The following is a 23,202-nucleotide window of genomic DNA, read 5'->3' on the forward strand; positions in this document are numbered from 1 at the left end:
CGCTTGCGCCGCGCGCACGCGTTGCCCCACACTCGCCGGCCTGGAGGCTCGCATGCATCTGACCGGCCTGATGATGAACTCACCCCTGCTGATCTCCGGGCTCATCCGCCACGCCGCGCGGGTGCACGCCGACCAGACGATGGTGTCGCGCACCGTCGAGGGCCCGATCCACCGCACCACCTGGCGCGAGCTCGAGGGCCGGGCGCAGAAGCTCGCGCAGGCGTTGCAGGCCCTCGGCGTCGGCCCCGGCGACCGCGTCGCCACCCTCGCCTGGAACGGCTTCCGCCACGTCGAGACCTACTTCGCGGTGTCCGGCATCGGCGCGGTCTGCCACACCCTCAACCCGCGCCTGTTCCCCGACCAGCTGCTCTACATCCTCAACCACGCCGAGGACGTCGTCCTCCTGACCGACCTCACCTTCGTGCCCTTGGTGGAGAAGCTGGTCGCGCGCTGCCCGAACCTGCGCGCCGTGGTCGTCATGACCGACCGCGAGCACATGCCCCAGACGACATTGCCGAACGCACATGTCTATGAGGACATCCTATCCGCCCAGCCCGGCGGCCTGCAGTGGCCCGAGTTCCCCGAGGACACCGCCTCCTCGCTGTGCTACACGAGCGGCACGACCGGCGAGCCGAAGGGCGTGCTCTACAGCCACCGCTCGACCGTCCTGCACTCGTTCGGCATCTCGCTGCCCGACGTGTTCCGCCTCGGCGAGCGCGAGACGGTGCTGCCGGTGGTGCCGATGTTCCACGTCAACGCCTGGGGCCTGCCGTACGCGGCCGCGCTGACCGGCACGCGGCTGGTGATGCCCGGCCCGCGGCTCGACGGCGAGAGCCTCTACAACCTGTTCGAGGACGAGGGCGTGACGATGAGCGCCGGCGTGCCGACGGTGTGGATGGGCCTGCTCGCGTACATGCGCCAGCACGGCCGCCGCTTCCGCACCCTGAACCGCGTCGTCATCGGCGGCTCGGCCGCGCCGGAGGCGATGATCCGCGCGTTCCAGGACGACTACGGCGTCGAGGTCCTGCACGCCTGGGGCATGACCGAGACCAGCCCGCTCGGGACCGCCTGCGGCCTGAGCCCGGCGATCCGCACCTGGCCCAAAGACCAGCAGATCGCCGTGCAGCGCAAGCAGGGCCGGCAGGTGTTCGGCGTCGAGCTGCGGATCGTCGGCGACGACGGCCAGGCGCTGGCGCACGACGGCGCGGCCGCGGGCGACCTGCAGATCCGCGGCCCGTGGGTGTGCAGCGCCTACTACAAGGCCGAGTCGACGGCGCACCACGACGGCTGGTTCAGCACCGGCGACGTCGCCACCATCGACGCGGCCGGCTACATGCAGATCACCGACCGCTCGAAGGACGTCATCAAATCGGGCGGCGAGTGGATCTCCTCGATCGCGCTCGAGAACCTGGCCGTCGGCGTGCCCGGCGTGGCCGAGGCGGCGGTGATCGGCGTGCCGCACCCGCGCTGGGCCGAGCGACCGCTGCTCGTCCTCGTCAAGGCGCCGGGCGTCGAGGTCGACCCCGCGGTCGTGCTCGCGCACATCGCCGAGAACGTGCCCAGGTGGTGGTTGCCGGACGCCGTCGAATTCGTCGACGCCCTGCCGCACACCGCCACCGGCAAGATCTCCAAGCTGCAATTGCGCGAGCGCTTCAAGGACTACCGGCTCGCCGCCGACTGCGTCGAGCGCTGAGCCGAGCCGATCCGATCGTGCGTCGCGCGGGCCTCGCCGCCGGGACGGAGCGCATCAGCCCCATCCGTCCCGCCCGGCGGCGCCTCGTGGCCCGCGCGACGCACATCGAAGCTCTCGCTCACGCGCGGGCGCGGGCCAGCTGCGGCGCCGCCTCGGCCTGCACGGGGCGCGCCGAGGGGTTCAGGACCCCGGCGAAGCTGTCGCGGTAGGCCCACGCGAGGTACGCCTCGAGGCCGACGATCAGCGCCAGCAGGCCGTAGCCGCCTGGCGCGAGGGCCAGGTGGTAGGCGACGATGTTGACGATCACCGGCGCGAGCAGGACCAGCGCGAGCGGGACCAGGCGGCCCGACAGCAGCAGCGCGCCGGCCACCACCTCGGTGCCCTTGATCAGCGGGAACATGTAGCCGCTGGCGGCCAGCGCCCCGAGGAACTCGCCGGCGCGGGCCGGGACCGGCGGCATCGGCATGAAGTGGAGGAAGCCGTTGAGCCCGAACACGAGGAAGAGGAGGCCCAGCAGGGTGCGAGCGACGGTGGGAAGCAGGCGGGACATGGAGCCGAGCTTAGGGCTTGCGGAGGCCGCGACCAGGTGGGATAGTCACAACACATCGTTGCTCCCATGACAACAATCGATCCGGTCAAGGTTGCTGCGTTCGTGCGCGTCGTCGAGGCCGAGAGCTTCACCGCCGCCGCGCAGATGCTGGGGTTGCCCAAGTCGTCGGTGAGCCGCAGCGTCGCGCGCCTCGAGGAGGACCTCGGCGTGCGGCTCCTGCAGCGTACCACGCGGCGTCTGCACCTCACCGACGCCGGCACCGCCTTCTATCAAAAGGCGCGCGGCGCCCTGTCGGCGCTGGAGGAGGCGGCGCTGACCGCCGCCGACCTCGGTCACGAGCCGCGCGGCACCGTGCGGCTGACCGCGCCGGTCGACCTCGGCGAGTTCCTCGCCGAGCCGCTGACCCGCTTCGCCCGCGAGTACCCGCAGATCCAGGTCGACCTGGTGTTGACGGCGCGGATCGTCGACATGATCCGCGAGGGCTTCGACCTGGCCCTGCGGGCATCTCGCCTGAAAGACTCGAGCCTGATCGCGCGCAAGCTCGGCACCTTCGCCGACGGCCTCTACGCCGCGCCGGCGTACCTCAAGCGGCGCGGCGCCCCGACCACCCTGGCCGAGCTGGCGAGCCACGAGTGCGTGCTGTTCCGCGCCCGCGCCGGGCGCAGCACCTGGACCTTGCGCGGGCCGAAGGGCGACGAGCACGTCGACGTCACCGGCTCGATCACCGCCGACGACCTCTCCTTCATCGTCCACGCCGCCGAGGCCGGGGCCGGCGTCGCCTACCTGCCCCACGTGCTCGCGGCCCGCTCGGTCGCGGCCAAGCGGCTCGTGCGGGTCCTGCCCGACCATTGCTGGACGCACGCCGACTTCTCGCTGGTGCTGCCCTCGGGTCGGCACATCCCGACCCGCGTGGCCCTGCTGCGCGACCACCTGGCCGAGTCGCTGAAGGCGACCTTCGCCGCCCACCGCCACATGAAGTCGACCTGACGCGACGAGCGGCGCCGACTGTTGCGATAACAGGGCGCTCTGTCGCCCGGACGCGAGCAGATCCATCGCGCCATTTCGCCCGGGTCGCTCGCGCAAAACCAGCGTGCCTTGCATTCCTGCGCTGTTCCGCGCCGCGTCGCCTCCACCGCGTCTCGGCGCGACGTGTTACCGTGAGAGCATCGTGTCGAACCATTTTGGCTGGCGACGCAAGGTCGTCGATCTCGCGCGACGTCTGTGCGTCGCCGCCTGTGCCGTATCGGCGCTGCAGGCACCTGCTGTCATGGCGGCCCCCAGGGGCCCCGACCTGGCGGCGGTCGACGCCGGCGTTCGCCGCGGCCAGGACGCGTACAACCGGGGCGAATACGCCGCCGCGGCTCGCACCTGGCTCGACGCGGCCGAGCTGTTGCCCGAGGTACCCGAGCACCGGGACAACCGCGCCGCGATCTACGAGTACGCCGCGGACGCGCTCATCAAATCCATCGAGGCCCGCGACGAGGACGTCGTGGCTGCTGAATTGATCGCCGCGCTGAAACCCCTCGACAGATATGCCGAGGGTCACGCGGCCGCGTATTCGGGGCAAGCTCTGCCGGCGACGGTGATCAAGGCGCAGGTGTATCTTCGCCGCAAGCTGGCCGCGCGCGAAGCCAAAAAGCCGCCGGTCAAGGTCGCGCCCGTGCATCCGGAGGCGCCCGCCCCCGCCCCCGCGCCGGCCGAGCCCCCCAGGCCGTGGAAGGGCCTGGCGGCCGGCGGCGGTGTGACCCTCGGAGCCGGCGCGGCGATGGCGGTGATGTTCGGCGCCAGCCTGGCGCGCATGAATCAGCACGAGCACGCCTTCAACGACCCGGCGAACGCCTGCGATCCTGCCGAGCTACAGGGAGCCTGCGCGGAGCACTACCGCCGCGGCACGGCCCTCGATCGGGCCGCCGTGTTCGGCATCGTCGCCGCGCCGGTGTTCGTCGCTGCAGGCGCGACGATGCTGGCGCTCGCGCTCCGGCGCAAGTCCGGGCGCTACACCCTCGCACCCACGTTCGGCCCGCAAGCGACCGGCGCGGTGCTGCGATTCGGCTTCTGAGGGAGATCGGGCATGCAAAAGCGATGGGTGGGGTGGGGGTTCCTGCTGTCGGGCTGCTTCTTCGACGCGATCGGCAATCCAGGCGCGGCCACGGACACGACGACGTCGAGCGAGACGTCGACCACCGAGCCGACCCTGTCGACCGGGCCGACGACGACCACCAGCCCCGGCGAGCTGTGCGGCGACTACCAGCTGGACGTCGGCGAGGAGTGCGACCAGGGCCCGAGCGGCAACGGTGTGTGCACCCCTGCATGCAAGTTCAACGTCTGCGGCGACGGCTACACCGGCGCCGGCGAGTCGTGCGAGGGCGACGTCGAGGGCTGCGTCAACTGCAAGCTGACCTCGTGCGGCGACGGCGACCTCGACGCCGGCGAGGACTGCGACGACGGCAACGCCGACGAGACCGACGCCTGCCTCACCACCTGCAAGAACGCCGGCTGCGGCGACAGCTTCGTCCAGGCCGGCGTCGAGGCGTGCGACGACGGCAACAACCTCGACAACGACGGCTGCGTCGCCGGCTGCGTGATGGCGACGTGCGGTGACGGCCACGTGTGGCAGGGCGTCGAGCACTGCGACGACGGCAATCAGGTCGACAGCGACGACTGCCCCAACAGCTGCGGCCCGCCCGGCTGCGGCGACGGCACCGTGTCGCCCGGCGAGGAGTGCGACGACGGCAACGGGGTCAACGACGACGGCTGCAGCAACACGTGCAAGAACCCGGTGTGCGGCGACAACATCGTCAATGGCACCGAGGAGTGCGACAACGGCGCGACGAACAACGCCGACAACGCCGCGTGCACGCTCGCGTGCAAGAACAACATCTGCGGCGACGGCAAGCCGTGGATGGGCATGGAGCAGTGCGACGACGGCAACCAAGTCGACGACGACGGATGCACCACCGCGTGCAGCCTGCCGGTATGCGGCGACATGATCGTCCATGTGGGCGAAGAATGCGACGACGGCAACAAGAGCGAGACCGACAGTTGCCTCAACAATTGCACGAACAACGTCTGCGGCGACGGCAAGCTGCACATGGGCGTCGAACAGTGCGACGACGGCAACACCGACCCGTTCGACGCCTGCCGCGAGAATTGCCAGAACAACGTCTGTGGCGACGGCTACCTCAACCCCGAGGACGAGGCCTGCGACCACGGCGCGCTCAACGACAACGACTCGAGCAAGGGCGTGTGCAAGGACAACTGCACCCGCAACGGCTTCCTCGTGTTCGTCAGCTCGAAGTCCTACAACCCGGGCAGCGCTCAGTTCGACTCGATCGCGGCCGCCGACGCCCGTTGCGCCGAGCTGGCAGCCGCCGACTCGGGCGCGCTCAAGATCAAGGGCAGCGCCTGGAAGGCGTGGCTCGGCGATGGCCAGAACGGGCCGCAGAACAGCTTTTACCCGAGCTCGATCCCCTATTGCACCTTGCACAACGGCTCAACGGCGAAGATCGCCGACGGCTGGGTCGATCTCATCGACGGCGGCATCGACACCGCCATCGACGTCACCGACACCCACCAGGAGCTGCAAGGGACCAACTGCGACGGCAATGTCTTGGTGTGGACCGGCTTGAATGACGACAACACATTCGCCAATCATTGTTCAAAGTGGACGATCAATCTCGGGTCGAGTACCGGCCGCGCCGGCAGTGCCAAGCGCGGCGACGGCGGCTGGACAGATGCTTGTGACGTCACCTGCGACAAGTCGGCGCGGCTCTACTGCTTCGAGCAGCCGTGACGGGCACGTCCCTCACTTGCGCGAGCCGGACATCTGGGCGATGCAGTGGCCGAGGGCCTCGCGCAGCGTCGCGCGCACGGTGAGCGCGGCGGTCTCGAGCCCGAGCGTCACGATCGTCCGGGCGATGTTGGGGTGGATGCCGGTGATCACGCTCTCGGCGCCGAGCAGGCGGACCGCGCGGACCAGGGTCAGCAGGTGGCCGGCGGTGCCGGCGTCGACCTCCTCGACGCCGGTGAGGTCGAGGATGGCGAAGCGGGCGCGGGTCTTCGCCACCGCCTGCAGCAGGTTGTCCATCAGCTCGGAGGCGCGGCCGCCGTCGATCATGCCGATGATCGGCACCGTCAGCACGCGGTCCCACACCTCGATGATCGGCGTCGACAGCTCGCGGATCACCTGCTGTTGGTGCTCGATCTGCAGCAGCTTCTCGCGCAATTCCTTCTCGCCCTCGCGCTGCTCGCTCACGTTGAGCGACAGCCCGACGATCAGCCCGATCGAGCCGTCTTCGCCGCGCACGGGGATCATCCAGTTCTCCCAGCTCTGGCCGTGCACCTCGGTGGTGGAGTTCTGCAGCGTGCCCGCGCAGGCGCCGTCGAGCGGCGCGGGGTCGAGCTGGCGGTACAGCTCGCGGATGTTCTGACCGACCAGCGCGTGCTGCGGCAAGCCGGCGCTCTGCAGCCCCCGGCCCTGGTGGTATGTACATATCCCGTCGGGCTCCATCGTCCAGACGATGATGTTCATGTTCTCGATGATCGCCCGCAGCATCGCGCTCTCGAGCCGGAGCTTCGAGTCGAAGGTGGCCCGCTCGCTGATGTCCTGGCCGTAGCAGGCGGCGGACACCACATTGTCCGCGGCGTCGCGCTCCACCCGGCAGGTCCACTCGCAGGTGACGCGGGCCCCGTCCGCGCGCACGTGCGTGGTCGTGCCCGAGCCGCCCGCCGCCAGCGCGGCCCAGAAGTCGTCCCTCGCGGCCGGGAGCACGCGCTCGACCTCGGCCCCGGGCGCCGCGTCGGGCGGCAGCGCGAACATCCGCGCGGCGGCCTCGTTCCACAGCGTGACGCGCCGCTCGCCGTCGAGCTCGATCACCATGAAGGGCGCGCCACGCAGCAGCCGCGCCTCCCGCTCGCCCGCGGAGTTCGAGGGACTCACCATTTCACGAGTCAAACACGGCGGCGCGCGGGTGTCCACGAGAACCGCGTACGAACCGCGTCCCCGGCGGCGCGCTGGCGCGCGCCGGCGACGGCAATCCTACGACCTCGAATACGCCCGATCGCGCGACCATGCACGATCCGCCCACGTCCTCCCCTGAATAGAACGAGCGCGCGGCCCCGGGGGACCGCGCGCTCAATCATGCGAGTGCGTGCGACGGCGACCTACTCGGTCGGGCGCTTGGCGGGCTGGCCGTCGGTGTCGAGGACGACCACGCCGCCGCCCCCGAACAGCTTCTCGGTGGCGATCGCGTCGAGGTCGCCGAGGACCTTGTTGGCGTCGCCGACGACGAGGACGACGAAGTCCTTGGCGCGCAGGTGCTTCTCGGCGGCCTTGCGGACGGCGGCGATGTCGACCGCGCGCAGGCGCTTCTGGTAGCCGTCGTACCAGTCGAGCGGCAGCCCGTGGAACTTGAGCTGCTGGAACGCGAACAGCGTCGAGGTGGGCGTGTCGAACTCGGCCGGGAGGGCGAGGAGGGCGCCCTCCTGCACGCGGAACAGCTCGTCGGGCTGGGCGTCGGAGGTGCGCATGGTCGCGATCTCCTTGGCGATCTCGCGCAGCGACGGGCCGGTCGCGTCGGTGCGGACCTGGCTGCTGGCGGCGAACGTGCTGCCGGCGCGGCGGTAGCCGAAGCCGGCGCGGCCGCCGTAGGTGTAGCCCTTGTCCTCGCGCAGGTTCATGTTGATCCGGCTGGAGAACGAGCCGCCGAGGATCTCCGCCATCAGGTCGGTGGCCTCGTAGTCGGCCGCGTTGCGCTTGGGGCCGGCGTGGCCGACGTAGACCGACGACTGCGGCGCGTCCTTGACGTGGACGAAGAACACCGAGCCGAGCCGCGGCTTGGCGGCCGCGACGTTCGCCTTGGCCGGCGCCTTGCCCTTCCACTCCGGCATGCGCGACGCCAGCTCTTGCTTGATCTCCTCCGGCGTGATCTGGCCGACCACCCACAGGCGGGCGCCGCCGGGCTTGAGCTTGGCGACCACCTTGCTGCAGTCCTTGAGCTGGATCGCGTCGATCGTCTTCTCGGTCTCGATGCGGCCGTACGGGTGGTCTGCGCCCCACAGCAGCGAGCCGAGCACGCGCCCGGCGATCGCGCCCGGGCTGCCCTTGGCCTGGGCGATCGAGGCCTTGCGGCGGTCCTTGAGGCGCTCGAAGTCGGCCTCGCGCAGGCCCGGCTCGCGCAGCATCTCGGCCAGCAGGTCGAGCGCGGCCGGCAGCTCGCGCTTGAGCGAGCGGACCTGCAGGCCCGCGGTGTCGGAGCCGGCGAACGAGGAGACGGTGGCGGCGTGGTCGGCGAGCTTCTCCTCCCACGCGACCTTGTCGAGGTTCTTGGTGCCCTCGTCGAGCAGGTCGAGGCAGATCGAGTGCAGGCCGATCTGGTTCTTCGGGTCGCTGACGTTGCCGAAGTCGAACTCGAAGTTCATCAGCACCGTCGGCAGCTTGTCGTTGCGGACGAGGTAGACCTCGAGGCCGTTGTCGAGCTTGAACGTCTCGACCTGCGGCAGCTTGAGCTCGGCGACCTGGCCGGCCGTCGGGCGGGTGGCGCGGAACGGCTCGTCGGGCCAGTTCGCCGGCGGCGGCGCGGCCTCGGTCTCGGTCGGCGTGGTCGCGACCGTCGTCGGCGCCTGCTCGGTCGGCGCCTGGGTGGCGGGCTGGGGCTTGCACGCGGCGACGGACGCCGACAGGGCCAGGAGGCTCAGCGAAATCGTGGTCTTCATGGTCTCAGCCCTCCTTCGCGGCGGCGGCGGGGTCGGCCGGCTTGTCGGCTGCGGGCTTCTTCGGCTTGGGCGCCGGCTTGGCGCCCGCGTCGGCCGAGCTGGCCTCCGGAGCAGGTTTCTTCGCGCCTGTCCCCGAGGACAGCCCGGCAGAAGCCGGCCCAGCGGCCGGGGCGGGAGCGGCCGCCGGCTTGGTGAGGATCTCGGCGTGCGGCTTGACGAGGTACTGGTTGGCGACCTCGCGGACGCGCTGCGGCGTGACGGCGCGCAGGCGCTGCAGGTAGGTGTTGGCGTAGCCGGGGTCGCGGGCGTAGTGGTTGAAGTACTGCAGGCGCTCGACGCGGCCCATCACGTCCTCGAGGCCCCACACGAACGACGACTCGGTGCCGACGATGACGCGCTTGAGCTCGGCGTCGCTGATCGGCTCGCGGAGCAGGCGCTCGAGCTCGCGGCGGATCGTCAGCTCGGCCTTGACCGGGTCCTGGCCGGGCTTGAGGTCGACGATCACGTGGAACACGCCGGAGTGGCCGCTGCCGGACTGGTAGGACGAGACCGACTGCGCGCTCTTGTCCTCGAGCACCAGCGCCTTGTAGAGGCGGCCCCAGCCGGACGAGCCGAGCACGTCGGACAGCACCTCGAGCTCGATGTCGCCGCCGCCGAGGCGGGGCGGGCTGTGCCACGCGTAGTGGATGCGGTAGAGGCGGGCGAACGGGTCGTCGAGCTCGCGGCGGACCGTCTGGGTCAGCTGCGGCGCGGAGACCTGCTGGTGGGCCGGCTGCGCCAGCTTGGGGAAGCTGCCGAACCACTTGTCGATCAGCGCCTTGGCCTGCTCCGGCTGGAAGTCGCCGGCGACGGTCAGGGTCGCGTTGCTCGGCACGTACCACTTGCGGAAGAAGCCCTGCACGTCGGCGACGCTGGCGGCCTCGAGGTCTTCGTGGCGGCCGATCGTCAGGTAGCGGTACGGGTGGCCTTCGGGGTACAGCGCCTCGGCGACGGCGAAGCGCTCGCGGCCGTAGGGCACGTTGTCGTAGCGCTGGCGCCGCTCGTTGCGGACCACGTCGCGCTGGTTGGCGAGGCTCTTCTCGTCGAGCAGGTCGAGCATGTAGCCCATGCGGTCCGACTCGAGCCAAAGCGCCGTCTCGAGCTGGTGGCTGGGCACCACCTCGAAGTAATTGGTGCGATCCGAATTGGTGGTACCGTTGATCCCGGTGCCGCCGATCTCTTGCAGGATCTTGAAGTGCACGTCGTTGCCGATGTGCTTGGCGCCCTGGAACATCATGTGTTCGAACAGGTGGGCGAAGCCGCTCTTGCCGGGCGTCTCGTCGCCGCTGCCGACGTGGTACCAGAGATTGGTGACCACCAGCGGCGCGGCCGGGTCGCGGTGCAAGATCACCTCGAGGCCGTTGGGCAGGACGTAGCGTTCGTAGGGGATGTCGACCCCTGGCGAGTCCGCGGCGGGCCTCGCAGGTGCCGCCTGGACGGGAGCCGCCGCGCCCAAAAGCAGCGCGAGGGGCAAGAGCAGGTGCCGTGTGGCCATTTTCGTCTCCTCGGCCTCGCTTTTCGCGCATCGCCGGCCGCTCCGCAAGAGCAAACGCGGCTCACGGGCGGCGCCGCCGCGGCGACCTTCCTCGCGCCGACCTGCGAAGCCGGGATCGGGGTCCGGCGGGTGGCGCCATTCGTACGTTGTTTCGCCGGGGCGTCGGACTCGGTCGGGCCTGCGGCGCGTAGTGGTCTTCGCCATGCGTCGCCGTTCGTTGCTCGCCGCTGCCTGCACTGCGCTGCTCCCCCTGCCTGCCCTGGCGCGGCCGCCCGAGGTCGACGTGGCCGCCAGCAACGCCGAGCTGTTCGCGCGCCTTCGCGCTCCCGGCGCACCTCTGCGGAATTGGCAGTGGATCGTCGTGCATCACACCGCGGCCGAGTGGGCCACGCTGGAGGGCATCGACCGCTACCACCGCAAGCGCTTCGGCGACCCGCTCGGGGCCGAGTACCACTTCGTCATCAACAACGGCAAGAAGCGCGCCGCGGGGTTGGTCGAGGCGGCGCGCTGGCGCTATCAGGAGCCGGCCGCGCACCTGTTCAAGCCGGACAACGCGCCGGCCTCGATCGCCGTGTGTCTGATCGGCAACTTCGAGGAGCGGCCGCTGCCCGCGCCGATGCTGGACGCCCTCGTCGACCTCACCCTCGCGCTCATGCGCGGGTGCTCGATCCCCGCCGGGCGCGTCAGCACCCACCGCGTCGTCGACGAGAAGATGACCCAGTGTCCGGGCAAGCAGTTCCCGCGGGCCGAGTACCTGCGGCGGATCGGCGCGGGGACATGACCCTTCGGACATATCGTTGCTCCCCCGGCTTGTGCTATAGCCAGCGGCGATGCTCGCGTCGCTCCGGACCGTCCTCACTCGCGCCACCGACCGCGCCGTCGTTCACGTGACCGGCGGCGCGCGGCGGCCCGGCGAGCCGCCGATCGTGCGGCCGCGCCTGCCCTTCCTCGGCCACGCGCTCGAGATGGGCCGCGACCTGACCGCGCTGCTGCGCGAGTGCCAGCGCGAGCACGGCGATGTCTTCACCCTGCTGGTGGCGGGTCGGCGGATGCACTTCATCGTCGACCCGCTGAGTTATCCGCTCGTGCTCAAGGCCCAGGACAACCTGACCTTCCACGAGATCGGCGACGAGATCGGCTCGCGCGCGTTCGGCTACCGCTCGATCCCCGCCGGCGCCGACCTCGACGCGCTCGAGGCCCTCTACGGCGAGAACCTCAAGAACGCCGCGCTCGGGCCGTTGACCGCGCGCATGGAGGAGCGCCTGCGGGCCGCGTTCGACCGCCACACCAGCGACGACTGGCGCGACGAGGGCCTGTTCGACTTCAGCGCGCGGGTGATCTTCGCCGCCGGCATGGAGACGCTGTTCGGCGACGGCGTGGCGGAGGACGGCGCGCTCGACGACTTCCGCCGCCAGGACAGGTGGTTCCCGCTGCTGGCCGCGGGCGTGCCGGCGGCCGCGCTGCCGGGGGTGTTGCGGGCGCGCGAGCGGGCGCTGTGGCGCGTCGACCCGATGCGCCCCGACGCCAGCGCCTTCATCCGCGCGCGTGACCTGCTGCTGGCGAAGATCACCGACCGGCGCAACCGGCAACACTTTCAGAACGCGATCGTGTGGGCCTCGCAGGCCAACACCTTGCCGGCGGCCTTCTGGACCCTGGCCCACCTGCTCGACAACCCCCCGGCGCGGGCGGCCGTCACCGCCGAGGTCGACGCGCGCGGGATCGGCGACCTCAAGCAATTGCCGAAGCTCTACAGCAGCATGTGCGAGTCGCTGCGGCTGTGCAGCGAGTCGCTGACGATCCGCCTGGTCCAACGCGACTGCGAGCTGGCGCTCGCCGGCGGCCGGACCATCGCCCTGCGCGCGGGCGACCGCGTGGCCCTGTGCCCGCAGGTCATGCACCGCGACCCCGAGATCTTCGAGGACCCCGAGCGGTTCCGCTTCGACCGCTTCCTGTCCGAGGGCGGCGGCCCGCGCCAGTTCAGCCGCCGCGGCCAGCGCGTCCCGATCCCCCTGATGCCCTACGGCGGCGGCGTCAGCATGTGCCCCGGCCGCTTCCTCGCCAACAACGAGGTCATGCAATTCGCCGGCATCGCCCTCACCCACCTCGACATCGAGCTCACCGAGCCGGCGCTGCCGCCGCTCGACAAGACCCGCGCCGGCCTCGGCGTGCTGTCGCCGACGCGCGAGGTCCAGTGCCGCGTCCGCCGGCGCTCGCGCGCCCGTGCCTGAGCTGACCTTCGGAGCATGTCCGATCGAGCATAACCGATCGAGCATGTCCTGCCGAGCCTGTCCTCACGGTCCTGTCCCGACGGACATCTGGCTGCGCAGGTCGAGCAGCGCGGTGCGCAGCCCCTCCTCGACCACCGGGTGGTAGAACGGCAGGCGCAGCACCTGCTCGACCGTCAGCCCGGACTGGATCGCCCAGGCCAGCAGGTGGGCCAGGTGTTCGCCGGCGGGCGCGGCCAGCTCGGCGCCGAGCAGCGCGCCCGTGGCGCGCGAGCCGTACACGCGCAGCACGCCGTGGTTCTTGGCCATCACGCGCGCGCGGCCCTGGTCGGCGAAGTCGACCTGGCCGATCGCGCAGGTCGACAGGTCGAGCGAGTCGAACCTGCGCCCGACCGCGGCGATCTGCGGGTCGGTGAACACGATCGACAGCGGCACCCGGCGCTCGCCCGGGCGGACCTCCGGGGCCGCGGCGGCGTTGCGGCCGGCGATCTGGCCGTCGTCGATCGCCTCGTGGAGGAGCGGGCGGTGGCCGGCCGCGTCGCCGGCGATGAACAGCGGCAGCTCGCCGCACTGCAGCGTGGCCGAGTCGAAGTCGCGCGGCTTGCCCTTGTCGTCGAGCTTCACGCCCGCGCGCTCGAGCTCGAGCGCGGCCAGCCGCGGCGCGCGGCCGGTAGCGGCCAGGATCAACGGCCATGTCCCTTCGAACACCTCGCCGTCGTCGCCCGAGAACCTGACCCACACCCCGTCGGGGCGGTTCTCCGCGGCCTCGAGCTTCGTCCGGGTGTGCAGCGTCATCTCGCGCGCCAGCGCCGACTTGGCGGCGGCGAGCACCGACGGGTCGCGGATCCCCGCCACCTTGTTGTCGGCGCACGCGAGGGTCACGCGGGCGCCGAGGCGGGCCAGCGCCTGTCCGAGCTCGACCCCGATCGCTCCGGCGCCGATCACCAGCACGCGCTCGGGGAACGCGTCGAGCTCGAACACCTTGTCGGAGTCGATGACGCGGGGCGACTCGAGGCGCGCGAGGATCGGCGGGTGTCGCGGCGCCGAACCCACCGCGACCACGACCGCCCGGCGGGCCGTCACGCGCAGGTCGTCGCCGACCGCGAGCACGTTCGGCCCCTCGAAGCGAGCCCGGCCGTGGATCAGCAGGCCGCGCTCCGCCAGCCCCTGGGCCTCGTCGAGCAGGAAGCCGACGAAGCGGTCGCGCTCGCGGCGGACGCGGCCCATCACCTCGCTCGCCACCACCCGCGGCTCGCCGGCGTGGACCCCGAACTGCCGCGCCTCGCGGACCGCGTGCGCCGCCTCCGCGGCGGCGATCAGCAGCTTCGACGGCATGCATCCGACCCGCGCGCAGGTCGTCCCGAGCGGCCCCGCGTCGATCGCCACCGCGTGCGCCCCCGCCTTCTCGGCGGCCCGCCGGGCGTTGAGGCCCGCCGTGCCGGCGCCGATCACCGCGACATCGACCGTCTGCTCGCGCATGGCCGAAGTATTGCCACATCTCGCGTCCGCCGGCACGCGCGCGGTTCTGCGCCGCGAGCGGGCGCGGTCGACCCGCGCGGGCGCCGACCCCGTGGTGGCGCGGCGCCAGCCGTCGAGCTGTCCGATCGGCCAGTCGGCGGCCCGCCGTGGGCGCGACTCGCTCGGCCGCGCTGTCCGATCGATCCGTCCGCGACCCGCTCGCGGCGCCGGTACGAGCTGTCAAGCGGCGTGCGGGCTCATCTGTCCATCACGACATGGCCGTTTCTACATGTCGTTCGGGACAGCGAGCACCGCACGCACCCATGTCGCACGGGACAGCCCCTTCCGCTCACCCGGCGTGGGCCGCCCGGCCCGCGCCGCGCCCGGCCTTCGCGCCCTGCGCGTCCGGACCTGTCCCTTGCGCAAGATCGCTCAGCGGGCACACGCCGAGCGCCGTGAGGTCGGCCGCGGCCGCCTCGGCCCAGCCCTGGTTGGACATCGGCGAGCGCGGGCTCGGGTGGAGGACGCGTCCGACCTGCACGCGCCCGCCCACGACCTTCTGCGCCCGCTTCTCGGCGAAGCCGCCGATGCCGATCACCCATTTGGGCTCGAGCAGCTCGACGAGGCGCAGCAGGTGGCGGTCGCACGCCGCCTCGAGCGGCGCGCGCTCGGCGGCCGGCAGCTTGTCGGGCGTGAAGTTCGCGCCGCCGGCGGCGATGAACGTCAGCGGGCAGTAGTTGGCGACGTAGTGCCGGTTGAAGAACCGCTCCGCGGTGGCCCAGCGCTGGGCCACCGCGCCCCACAGCCGCGACCCGCTGACCTCGGCGCGCGTGCACGCGAAGCCCTGCACCGGCCGCGCCGGGTGCTCGCGGTCCGGCCGGGCCACCGGCGCCTCGATCTTCAGGAAGTCGCGCACCGCCTTGACCTCGCCGAACGGCACCCCCGTCTGCGTCATCCCGAACGGCCCCGGGTTCATGCCGAGGAACACCACGTCCTTGCGCGTGCGCCCGTAGGCCGCGATGTACGCGGCGTGGGGCGCCCACGCGTAGTCGAGCGGGTGATACACGAACGCGATCGGTTCGGAGAACCGCAGGTCTCGCACCTCGTCGGCGAGGCGGCGCGCTGCGGCCTGCAGCTCGGCGGAGATCGTCATGACAATGGGGCCATACGTCAGGGCGACCGCCCGCGGCAAGGCCCATGCGATTGCCATTTTTGTAGCCGCGCTCGCATTTCTTTCAGCGCTGCGAGCCTCGCGCGGCCCTCGGCGAATCATCACGAGCTCTTGCGTCCGCGGCCCTGCGAGCGCGTCGGGGGCTGCGCGCGGAGGATCTCCGCCAGCGCCGCCGACATGTCGCGGGTCGCCGACAGCGCCGCGAACTCGACCCCGAGCGCCAGCATCTCGGCGGCGACCGCGGGTTGCAGCCCGCAGACGATGCAGCGCGCGCCGAGCAGGCGGGTCGCGCGGGCCAGCGCGACGATGTGCGCCGCGGTGCGGGCGTCGGCCGTCTCGACGCCGGTGACGTCGAGGATCACCCGCCGCTCGCTAGCCTAACCAAAACCGGCCTAGAACCCCGATCTCCACCGGTTAGCGAGCGGCCTTCTGGCACCAACTTGGCACCGCCGTGAACTTCCGTGAACTCGCGTGAAGCTCATCTCGCTCGTTTCCGCTCGCCGGCGACGATTCCGCCACCACAACAAGGTCCCGGTGTCAATCACGGGCCTTCGACTCGAGCCTTTGGTGGAGCAACCCGATCTCGGCGCGCGATCCCGCTGCCGTCCGCGGCCCGGCGGCCGGCGGGTTGAACGGCCCAGATCGGAGACCTCACCTCTTCAACCGCCGACCTGACTCGAACTCAGGGACCGAACCGCGGGAGTACGACCTGTCCAAAGAGGAAGACAAGTTGGTCTTGGACGCGCCTCTTCGGTGCGTCTGGTGCTGGCGCAGTGTGCGCGAGCACGCGTTGAGGGCGGCGCGCGGCGGGGTCGCGATGGTAGAGGCCACGGCACGAAGTTCGCCTCGACATGCCCCGAGTACCCGCGGTAACGTCCACCACTCACCTGGCGATCGTCGACCTTCAGTGAGGACAACGTGGTTGGAGAGCGAAAAAGACGACTTGCAGCGGAGCAAAGGCGACTTGGATTTGCAAGCACCTGGCGAGCAGGACGCAAGCCACTCTCCCGATAGCGGGTGGAAGCTAGCTTTCTTCGGACGACAAATGGACGTTCTAAGCGGCGAGCCCTGGCCCTGTCGTGGCAAGTGGCGAGTGTGCTAGGAGCCCGCGCTTGATTGGCGCAGACGCAATGGGAGACCGCCCAAAGATCTTCATCTGCTACGCCTCGTCCGACCGTGAGTGGCGTGACGCCCTGCGGTTGCACCTGAAGCAATATGAGAGGTTCGTCGATGTCTTCGTCGACGTGGACATCCCTGCCGGAGGCGATTGGAACGCGAGCATCGTCGAGGGGCTCCGGACCTGCGAAGGGGGGGCCTTCCTGGTCAGCCATCACCTGTTCACGCGGACCTTCGTGACCGGCATCGAGATCCCGGCCTTGCTGGAGCGATGGGCCGCGGAACAGGTCGATCTCCGGGTAATCCGCGTGTCCGCGTGCAAGCCTGAGGAGCACGTTTTCAAGGTCGGGGCCCGCACCTTGACGCTGGGGAGCATCCAGGACCAGCTTCACGGCCCGGACCTCGACATATACCGATCGAAGACCCTGGACATGCTCAATCCAGGTGTCCAGAAGGAAGTTCTCGAAAATTTGGCCTTCGATCTCGCGGCTTGCGCGGTCGAGCGCGAGCGCATGCGTGCGCTCAAGCACTTGAGGATGGACCAGGTACTCCGCGCCTGGCGAGCCGCGGTTCCGGAAGGGCGTCCGGAGCCCACGTGGCCGGCACCGAATGATATTCAAGCCGCAGTACGTGCCGCACTGCGGGACATGCGGGACATGCGGGGAGGCCGGAAGCTTGAGCGGATGGCAGCCTTCGGCCAGGCCGAGCCCTTGGAGGGTGGAAGCAGCTCCAGAGGAGCTTCCGCGAAATTGACCGCGCGACCGGACGTCCGGATCCTGATCCGGCGCCGTCCGGACGCTCCTGGAGCGGACTGGCAAGTCGACACGTATGGCCCGGCGAATCGACCGCCATCCCGCGTCGTGCCGGACATGCGGCTCGATACCGTGCTGCTCGATTTAGGCCCGGTCATCGCTGGCCTTCCTGCCCACGAGGCTCACATCGAGATTGTGGCTCCAGTCTTCGAGCGCGAGTTCCCCGCCGATCTGTGGCATCTCCGCGAGGGGGAGGGCGAACTTGCCGAGTTGATCCCTGCTGGCCAGCGCGCCAGGCTCACCCTCCGCTCCCTGGAACGGATCGAGTACCCATCGATGCGAGAAGCGCTCGAACGACGCTCAACCGCAGGTGCAGACGCAACCAGTGGCTACGGGCCCGGCGGCGTTAGTTGCCGTCACGCCAAAGTGCGCATTCAGGCTGCGAGTCGTTCGATCGTTCTGCATGGACACGCGCAGTGTGCGGTCTTCGATCACGTGCCGCCGGACAGGGGCGCGCGCGTAGCCGTCCTGAGAGCTGCGTACAACAACGGCGTCGGCACCCTCCTCTGGTCCCGCCGACCAGAACATGGAAACGCCCTGGCTGCCCTCGCGGAGCCGCATTCGCCGGCTGACCTCCCCGTGGTCGTGCTGAAGGCACGAACCGAAGCGAACCCCCTCGCGAATGAAATCACGCTCGTCGTCGATCACCCCGGCGCCGAGCTGCCTCTGCTCGAGCCGCCCTCGGAGACTTCATGACCCAGCGCATCTTCACCGGCACTGGCTCGGCCACGTCCAGAGCCCCAGAACTGCCTCCCCCTCCACCGTGGCGCGACCTCAAGAACTGGCGGCGTCATCGAGCGAGCACCTGGAAGCCGACCGCCAACGAGCTCGACCTCATCAACGCGGCCATCGTGTTGCGACTACCGCTCCTCGTGAACGGCCCTCCGGGGAGCGGGAAAACCTCGATCGCGTATGCCATCGCTGCGGAGCTCGGTTGGGGCGAAGTCCTGACCTGGAACATCAACTCGCGCGTCGCCCGCAGCGACGGCCTGTATCATTACGACGCTGCGGGCCGCCTGCGAGATGTGGCGCTCGCGCAGCAGAACCGTCCGGGAGGCGACGAAGACATCGGCCAATATCTTCGGCTCGGTCCGCTCGGCACCGCACTCGCCACGTCGAAACCGGACCGCCCGCGCGTGCTGCTCGTCGACGAAATCGACAAGGCCGACATCGATTTCCCCAACGATCTGCTCGATCTCCTCGATGAGGGTCGATTCGAGATTCCGGAGCTCGGGCGGATCGTGAGCAGCCATCCGAAGGTGGACGTGCGAACGGCCTGCCCGAATGAGACCGTGACGATCGCCGCCGGCAGTGTGCAAGCCGAGGCGTTCCCATTCGTCGTGCTGACCAGCAACGGCGAGCGCGACTTTCCGCCCGCGTTCCTCCGGCGGTGCCTGCGGCTCGAGACGAAGATCCCCGAGCGTGCTCGCTTGCAGGAGATCCTTGGGGCCCACCTGAGCTCCGACGGCGCGGCATGGCCGGTCGAGGTCCAGGAGGTCCTCGATCGCTTTAGCGCCGATGCAGGTGCGCAGCGAAAGGTCGCCGTCGACCAACTTCTCAATGCGGTGTTCCTAATCGCCCACGGGGCCTTGCCCGACGAGGAGACGCGGAGGCGAGTCCTCGATGCCGTGCTGCGCGAACTGGAAGACCCGTGACCATGAAGTCGTTCGCGCGGATCCTCGCGAGCCTCGCCGAGAAGAGCGAGGCCCGGCTGCCCCCCGACGTCCTGCTTGATGCCCTGTGGCTGACGGCGTTCTTGACGATCGAGTCGTCGGAGCGGACCGCCGCTCCGGCATCTCGCGCCAGCACACCCTCGGCCTCGTCCGGCTCGCAGCCCGGAGGCGAGGGTGCACTGGCGGCCTCGCTTGCGGTGCCGCTCCACGTCCACGACCCCAGCGGACGGTCCGAGAACGCGCAGGTTCCCGCGCCCGCGCCGCTGGCGAACACGCGGAAGTTGCTGCGTGCTCTCCGTCCGCTGCGACTCAGGCGGCCGACGCCCGGCGAGGGCGTCCTCGATGTCGACGAGACGCTGCGGGCGATGTCGACTGGGGGACCGTGGCAGCCGGTGGTGCGCCCACGGATGGAGCGGCCGTACGCCCTGCAAATCGTCGTCGATCGCGGCGGAGCCTGGCCGGTCCTTGCCAGCGGCATCGCTGCCTTCGTTCAGGTGCTCGTCCGATTGGGCGCGTGGCGTCGGCTGACACTCCTTCATGTGGACGACGGGCCGGATGTGAAGCTGCGCCAGGGCATGCGGCGCGACGCTGCGGTGCCGCCGCGTCGGCTGGCCGATCGCTATGGTCGAACCTTGACGCTAGTCGTGACCGATGCGACCCGCCAGGCATGGCACAACGGACGATTCGCCGAGCTCTTGGCGCATGCGAGTGCGCCCTCGCTGTTTATCACACTTCCCGGGCGACTATGGCCGCGGACCGGCCTGAGCGGATACCTCGATGCGGACGATCCGCTCACTATGCGCCTCTTGCTCGATCTCGGGAAACCCGCAAGTTATAGCCGCCCGATGGCGCTCGTATCGCTCGATCGCATCGACATGTGGGCGAAAGCACAAATAGGAGGCCCCCGATTCCGCCCGCGAGGGCTGCTGCATCGCCGCGCCGCTCGTCCCGCACCACCCGAGGGAGATTCGGAGGAGCGCGTTGTCCGGTATCTTCGTCACGCTTCTGCCCCTGCGGCTCGGCTCGCCCAATTGCTGGCGTGGTCCCCGTCGCCATGGATCGACGTTCAGCTAATCCGCCTCGTTCGCGTCACGATGGTTCCGAACGCCGGGCTGTCCGACGAGGCCGAGCTCGTGCTCGGCGGCCTCCTGTGGTCCTCGAGGGAACAACCGGGGAAGTTCATGTTTCACCCCGGCGTGGCGGCGGCGCTGCGCCAGCGCGGGCGGATCACGGAGGGCCGCTTGGTGACCGAACAGGTGTCCTCGTGGCTCGAGCGACACTGGGATCAGGCCCGGACCTTCACTGCGTTGCTGCGAGATCCGTTCGCCACTGACGAACTGCAGCACATCGAGGGTCCGTTCGCCGAAGTCGCTGCGGAGCTCTTACGCGACCTCGGCGACGCCTGGGCACGGCGTGCCGAGCTCCGCGTGCCGCGCACCTCCCAGGATTCGACGACAATTGTCACGGGTCCCGAGCCCGCGGCATTCTCGGCTGGGCCGAGCCCGGCCACGCGGGAGGCAATCGCCGAGCTGGTTGCAGATGCCGCCCTAGCCGCGGAGATCCTCCAGGAAGAAGCGCTCAGTCAGGAGTTGACGGAGGAGAACGCCCGCGACAACCTCGCCGAGGAACTCCTGGGTCCCGAGATCGCCGAGTACCGAGCCGCCGTCGAGTTTGCCCGACAACTCGAGCTAGACGTTCCGATGGACATCGACCCGCATCGAGTCGATGCGGCGCGCGTCTTCTTCAAGGATATGATTGACCGAGCCCGCGCTACGTTCCCGCTCGGGCACTTGCGGTCTTTGTCAGACGACGAGCTCATGGAGGAGTTATACCAATTGGCCGAAGAGAAGAGCCATGAAATCCTGCATTCCAGCGAGTTCGCCTCCGCGGAGGCGGAGACCAACGCCTACGGCTTCGAGATCGAGTGCGAGGTCGGCGACGTTACCTTCTCTGAGGCGGAGTGCCGAGTCGAGGTCTCGTTCACCGCTGTGGGCGAGCAGTCCGAAGACCGAATGTACTTGGGTGACAGAATCTCGGGCACCGCGGTGCTGATCATCGACAGTCACGGCGGGACTGAATATGTGGATATTACTGCTTCTGTCGACCCCGATGATGACGACGAGGAGCTTGCCGACCATCCCGACGACGACGGGCGGGAGGAACTCGCCGCTATTCCCGACGATGATGGGCGGTTCGACGACGATGGCCGGTTCGACTTCGATCCGATCCCCTCGCTGGAGCCGACATCCGGGCTGCGCGAGCTGCCCGAGGGGACCTGCAAGTATTTTCCCGGCGCGGAGGCTCGGATTGTCTCGGGGCGCTGGGACGGAAGTCGCCTGAACATCGACGGCGTCGAGGATCTCCGAGGCACGCTCGAGGACGCACGACTGCGCCGGAACCGGCCCCTCGGCGTCATCATTCTCGGGCTCTTCCGCGCCGACGGCATTCGCTGGGCGCTGGTCCGTCACGACCCCCTTTGTCTGGTTGCCATGCCGGGACCGAGGCCAGGCCTAGATTGGACTGAGGGCGACGAGGACGACGAGACGTAAACTGGACAGGCGAGATGAGTGTTCCTGCGCACAGAACGGAGAGGTGATGATGATGGAGAACGACCTCGCGCAGCGTCAAGGGGCCGAAGAGAAGGCTTGGCGCTCGGCCCTGGAGGCATTGTGGAGGCAACAGAGCAAGTGGTCTCGCCAGGCGGACGAGTTGAAGCGAAGCCACCAGAACTGGACGGGCCCGATCGTCCTGGCGACTTTCCTCGGCGTCGCGCTGGGGACGCTGACACCGCAGATCTCGGCATGGACGACAGCGCTTAACGGACCGGCATACATCCCGCAAGTGTGCAGCGCGTGTGCCAGCGTTCTGTCCGCAGTGGCGGCGTATCTTTCTGTTCAGTTGTTGAGTCCGCGCAAAGTACAGGACTGGGTGGTGGCTCGCAGCGTCTCCGAGGCCCTTAAGTCCGAGGGATACCTTTACGCGGCAGGGGTCTCGCCCTACGACGATAGTCAGGCGGCCGCCGAAAGATTGATGTCACGGATCGAGGAATTGGAGAAGACGGATACGACGTTCACGCTCCCCGACCCGGATGGGAACCGTCCCGAGCTCTGCGAGCGCCTCTCTGTTGAGGACTATATCGAAAAACGTGTCAACGCCCAGCTCAAGTACTACCGGGCCTACTCACAGACGTATTCTAAGCAGCTCGCGTGCTGGCGTAGGACCGGCATCGGGCTGGGAGTGGTCTTGGTGGGCCTGGGGGCGCTGGGAACGTTCCTGGACAAGCAGGCTCTAACGGTGTGGATGGCGGTGGTAACGACGGCAATCGCCACGATGACGGCCTATGTGTACGGCAGCCGGATCGAATCCCTCGCCTCGGCCTACTTCGCGACGGCAGAGCGTCTCGAGCGCTTGACGAGACGCTGGAATACGCTCGTGAACCGCACTGAAGCAGCCCGCAACCAGCTAATCCTGGATTGCGAGGCTGTGCTATCCGCGCAGAACCGTAGCTGGAGCAGCGAATGGGCGTTCCATGATGACGCACGCACGCGTCCCGGACCATGAAAACGACGCCGGTGCGCCGTTGCCATCTCGATCCTCGCGCTTGCCCGGGACATAGCCGCCGATGCGGCTCCGTCGCGCCGGCGCAGCAGCCCCAGCTTCAGGCCGTTCGCTCGTAGCGATCACCGGAGAAGGGCTGAGCTCGTCGAGGAGATCGAACTCGTCGATCGCATCATCCCACTCCGCAAGTTCATCGGCCCGGAAGAGCTGGCGATGTGGGACGAGGATACTCGGGAGCCACGACGCCGCTCCCAAAATGAGCAGCGCCTCCGCCGAGATCGAGACCGAGGCCGCGGCGCGGCGCGGCGCGGCCCGCGGTGGCCGACAACCTCGGCCGCCCTGCCCTGGAGCTGGAGGCCCGCCAGGATCTCGGCCCACGGCGCGAGCGTCCCCAGCGGGCATCCGCTTCGCTGGACGACAGGTCAAATTTCTGGGAAAGCGGCGTGGCGAGCTTCGCCGCGCCGGCGAGCCGGTGACGTACCCCGGGCCCGCGGCTGCCCTCGTCACGTCGCGGGCACCTGTCTGGAAGGCCAGCCCCGTGCGCAAGTCCAAGCTCGACGGCAAAAAAGGCCACCAAGGCCGCCAAGGCCGCGCCGCCCCCGCTCTTCGGCGGAATAGCGCGTGCGTTGTCTCACGTTCCGCTTAGGCTCCGCCGGGGGAGGCGGCCGCAGATGATCTGCGGCGGACCAAGAAACGCG

At 69.6% G+C, this 23,202-nt stretch carries 17 protein-coding genes; 10 read left to right on the plus strand and 7 right to left on the minus strand.

What is annotated here, in order from left to right; translation table 11 throughout:
• The first annotated feature begins 52 nt into the window (after window positions 1–52).
• The gene (locus K7C98_RS10030) at window positions 53–1,693 is read left to right on the plus strand and encodes a 3-(methylthio)propionyl-CoA ligase (protein ID WP_224191379.1); all 1,641 of its coding nucleotides are present in this window, start codon (window positions 53–55) and stop codon (window positions 1,691–1,693) included.
• 118 nt (window positions 1,694–1,811) lie between these two features.
• Here K7C98_RS10030 and K7C98_RS10035 read toward each other — a convergent pair whose 3' ends face one another.
• Window positions 1,812–2,243: a DoxX family protein gene (locus tag K7C98_RS10035; RefSeq protein WP_224191380.1), complete on the minus strand. Its 432-nt coding sequence runs from the start codon at window positions 2,241–2,243 to the stop codon at window positions 1,812–1,814.
• A 66-nt stretch (window positions 2,244–2,309) separates the two neighbouring features.
• On the opposite strand from K7C98_RS10035, the gene K7C98_RS10040 reads away from it, so the two are divergent.
• From K7C98_RS10040 to K7C98_RS10050, 3 genes are all read left to right on the plus strand, one after another.
• On the plus strand, window positions 2,310–3,230 hold the full coding sequence (locus K7C98_RS10040) for a LysR family transcriptional regulator (RefSeq protein WP_224191381.1): 921 nt from the start codon (window positions 2,310–2,312) through the stop codon (window positions 3,228–3,230).
• Between the two features lie 280 nt (window positions 3,231–3,510).
• Window positions 3,511–4,302: a hypothetical protein gene (locus K7C98_RS10045; protein ID WP_224191382.1), complete on the plus strand. Its 792-nt coding sequence runs from the start codon at window positions 3,511–3,513 to the stop codon at window positions 4,300–4,302.
• A gap of 12 nt (window positions 4,303–4,314) precedes the next feature.
• Window positions 4,315–6,036 (plus strand): DUF4215 domain-containing protein, encoded by a 1,722-nt coding sequence (locus K7C98_RS10050; RefSeq protein ID WP_224191383.1) that lies wholly within the window; start codon window positions 4,315–4,317, stop codon window positions 6,034–6,036.
• 12 nt (window positions 6,037–6,048) lie between these two features.
• Here the strand turns inward: K7C98_RS10050 and K7C98_RS10055 are convergent, their stop codons facing one another.
• The 3 genes from K7C98_RS10055 to K7C98_RS10065 form a co-directional block, all read right to left on the minus strand.
• On the minus strand, window positions 6,049–7,185 hold the full coding sequence (locus tag K7C98_RS10055; protein WP_224191384.1) for an STAS domain-containing protein: 1,137 nt from the start codon (window positions 7,183–7,185) through the stop codon (window positions 6,049–6,051).
• Between the two features lie 221 nt (window positions 7,186–7,406).
• Window positions 7,407–8,957 carry a M16 family metallopeptidase gene (locus tag K7C98_RS10060; RefSeq protein ID WP_224191385.1) on the minus strand — a complete coding sequence of 517 codons (1,551 nt, stop codon included), beginning with the start codon at window positions 8,955–8,957 and terminating at the stop codon, window positions 7,407–7,409.
• Window positions 8,958–8,961: 4 nt separating this feature from the next.
• Complete coding sequence (locus K7C98_RS10065; protein ID WP_224191386.1) at window positions 8,962–10,491, minus strand: M16 family metallopeptidase; 1,530 nt, start codon at window positions 10,489–10,491, stop codon at window positions 8,962–8,964.
• Between the two features lie 202 nt (window positions 10,492–10,693).
• On the opposite strand from K7C98_RS10065, the gene K7C98_RS10070 reads away from it, so the two are divergent.
• Window positions 10,694–11,272 (plus strand): peptidoglycan recognition protein family protein, encoded by a 579-nt coding sequence (locus tag K7C98_RS10070; protein WP_224191387.1) that lies wholly within the window; start codon window positions 10,694–10,696, stop codon window positions 11,270–11,272.
• A 49-nt stretch (window positions 11,273–11,321) separates the two neighbouring features.
• A complete protein-coding gene (locus tag K7C98_RS10075; protein WP_224191388.1) occupies window positions 11,322–12,719 on the plus strand; it encodes a cytochrome P450 in 1,398 nt (465 codons plus the stop codon).
• Between the two features lie 63 nt (window positions 12,720–12,782).
• Here the strand turns inward: K7C98_RS10075 and K7C98_RS10080 are convergent, their stop codons facing one another.
• The 3 genes from K7C98_RS10080 to K7C98_RS10090 form a co-directional block, all read right to left on the minus strand.
• Window positions 12,783–14,195: a dihydrolipoyl dehydrogenase gene (locus tag K7C98_RS10080; protein ID WP_224191389.1), complete on the minus strand. Its 1,413-nt coding sequence runs from the start codon at window positions 14,193–14,195 to the stop codon at window positions 12,783–12,785.
• 328 nt (window positions 14,196–14,523) lie between these two features.
• Entirely contained in the window at window positions 14,524–15,327 is an 804-nt protein-coding gene (locus K7C98_RS10085; protein WP_224191390.1) for a uracil-DNA glycosylase family protein, read from the minus strand.
• 119 nt (window positions 15,328–15,446) lie between these two features.
• Entirely contained in the window at window positions 15,447–15,707 is a 261-nt protein-coding gene (locus tag K7C98_RS10090) for an STAS domain-containing protein (RefSeq protein WP_224191391.1), read from the minus strand.
• Between the two features lie 750 nt (window positions 15,708–16,457).
• Between K7C98_RS10090 and K7C98_RS10095 the strand changes: the two genes are divergently transcribed.
• From K7C98_RS10095 to K7C98_RS10110, 4 genes are read left to right on the plus strand one after another with little or no spacing between them, the layout of a single operon-like run.
• A complete protein-coding gene (locus tag K7C98_RS10095; RefSeq protein WP_224191392.1) occupies window positions 16,458–17,969 on the plus strand; it encodes a TIR domain-containing protein in 1,512 nt (503 codons plus the stop codon).
• Window positions 17,966–18,928: an AAA family ATPase gene (locus tag K7C98_RS10100; RefSeq protein WP_224191393.1), complete on the plus strand. Its 963-nt coding sequence runs from the start codon at window positions 17,966–17,968 to the stop codon at window positions 18,926–18,928. Before K7C98_RS10095 ends, K7C98_RS10100 begins: the two co-directional genes overlap by 4 nt.
• 2 nt (window positions 18,929–18,930) lie before the next feature.
• Complete coding sequence (locus tag K7C98_RS10105; RefSeq protein ID WP_224191394.1) at window positions 18,931–21,495, plus strand: hypothetical protein; 2,565 nt, start codon at window positions 18,931–18,933, stop codon at window positions 21,493–21,495.
• 52 nt (window positions 21,496–21,547) lie between these two features.
• A complete protein-coding gene (locus K7C98_RS10110) occupies window positions 21,548–22,507 on the plus strand; it encodes a DUF4231 domain-containing protein (protein WP_224191395.1) in 960 nt (319 codons plus the stop codon).
• Window positions 22,508–23,202 lie beyond the last annotated feature (695 nt).

This window comes from Nannocystis pusilla, assembly GCF_020073745.1.
GTDB lineage: Bacteria > Myxococcota_A > Polyangia > Nannocystales > Nannocystaceae > Nannocystis > Nannocystis radixulma.

What these genes read in the sequence shown, in the direction of transcription:
- K7C98_RS10030 (WP_224191379.1), top strand. Translation starts at nt 53, where the DNA reads ATGCATCTGACCGGCCTGATGATGAACTCACCCCTGCTGATCTCCGGG.
- K7C98_RS10035 (WP_224191380.1), bottom strand. Translation starts at nt 2,243, where the DNA reads ATGTCCCGCCTGCTTCCCACCGTCGCTCGCACCCTGCTGGGCCTCCTC.
- K7C98_RS10040 (WP_224191381.1), top strand. Translation starts at nt 2,310, where the DNA reads ATGACAACAATCGATCCGGTCAAGGTTGCTGCGTTCGTGCGCGTCGTC.
- K7C98_RS10045 (WP_224191382.1), top strand. Translation starts at nt 3,511, where the DNA reads ATGGCGGCCCCCAGGGGCCCCGACCTGGCGGCGGTCGACGCCGGCGTT.
- K7C98_RS10050 (WP_224191383.1), top strand. Translation starts at nt 4,315, where the DNA reads ATGCAAAAGCGATGGGTGGGGTGGGGGTTCCTGCTGTCGGGCTGCTTC.
- K7C98_RS10055 (WP_224191384.1), bottom strand. Translation starts at nt 7,185, where the DNA reads ATGGTGAGTCCCTCGAACTCCGCGGGCGAGCGGGAGGCGCGGCTGCTG.
- K7C98_RS10060 (WP_224191385.1), bottom strand. Translation starts at nt 8,957, where the DNA reads ATGAAGACCACGATTTCGCTGAGCCTCCTGGCCCTGTCGGCGTCCGTC.
- K7C98_RS10065 (WP_224191386.1), bottom strand. Translation starts at nt 10,491, where the DNA reads ATGGCCACACGGCACCTGCTCTTGCCCCTCGCGCTGCTTTTGGGCGCG.
- K7C98_RS10070 (WP_224191387.1), top strand. Translation starts at nt 10,694, where the DNA reads ATGCGTCGCCGTTCGTTGCTCGCCGCTGCCTGCACTGCGCTGCTCCCC.
- K7C98_RS10075 (WP_224191388.1), top strand. Translation starts at nt 11,322, where the DNA reads ATGCTCGCGTCGCTCCGGACCGTCCTCACTCGCGCCACCGACCGCGCC.
- K7C98_RS10080 (WP_224191389.1), bottom strand. Translation starts at nt 14,195, where the DNA reads ATGCGCGAGCAGACGGTCGATGTCGCGGTGATCGGCGCCGGCACGGCG.
- K7C98_RS10085 (WP_224191390.1), bottom strand. Translation starts at nt 15,327, where the DNA reads ATGACGATCTCCGCCGAGCTGCAGGCCGCAGCGCGCCGCCTCGCCGAC.
- K7C98_RS10100 (WP_224191393.1), top strand. Translation starts at nt 17,966, where the DNA reads ATGACCCAGCGCATCTTCACCGGCACTGGCTCGGCCACGTCCAGAGCC.
- K7C98_RS10105 (WP_224191394.1), top strand. Translation starts at nt 18,931, where the DNA reads ATGAAGTCGTTCGCGCGGATCCTCGCGAGCCTCGCCGAGAAGAGCGAG.
- K7C98_RS10110 (WP_224191395.1), top strand. Translation starts at nt 21,548, where the DNA reads ATGGAGAACGACCTCGCGCAGCGTCAAGGGGCCGAAGAGAAGGCTTGG.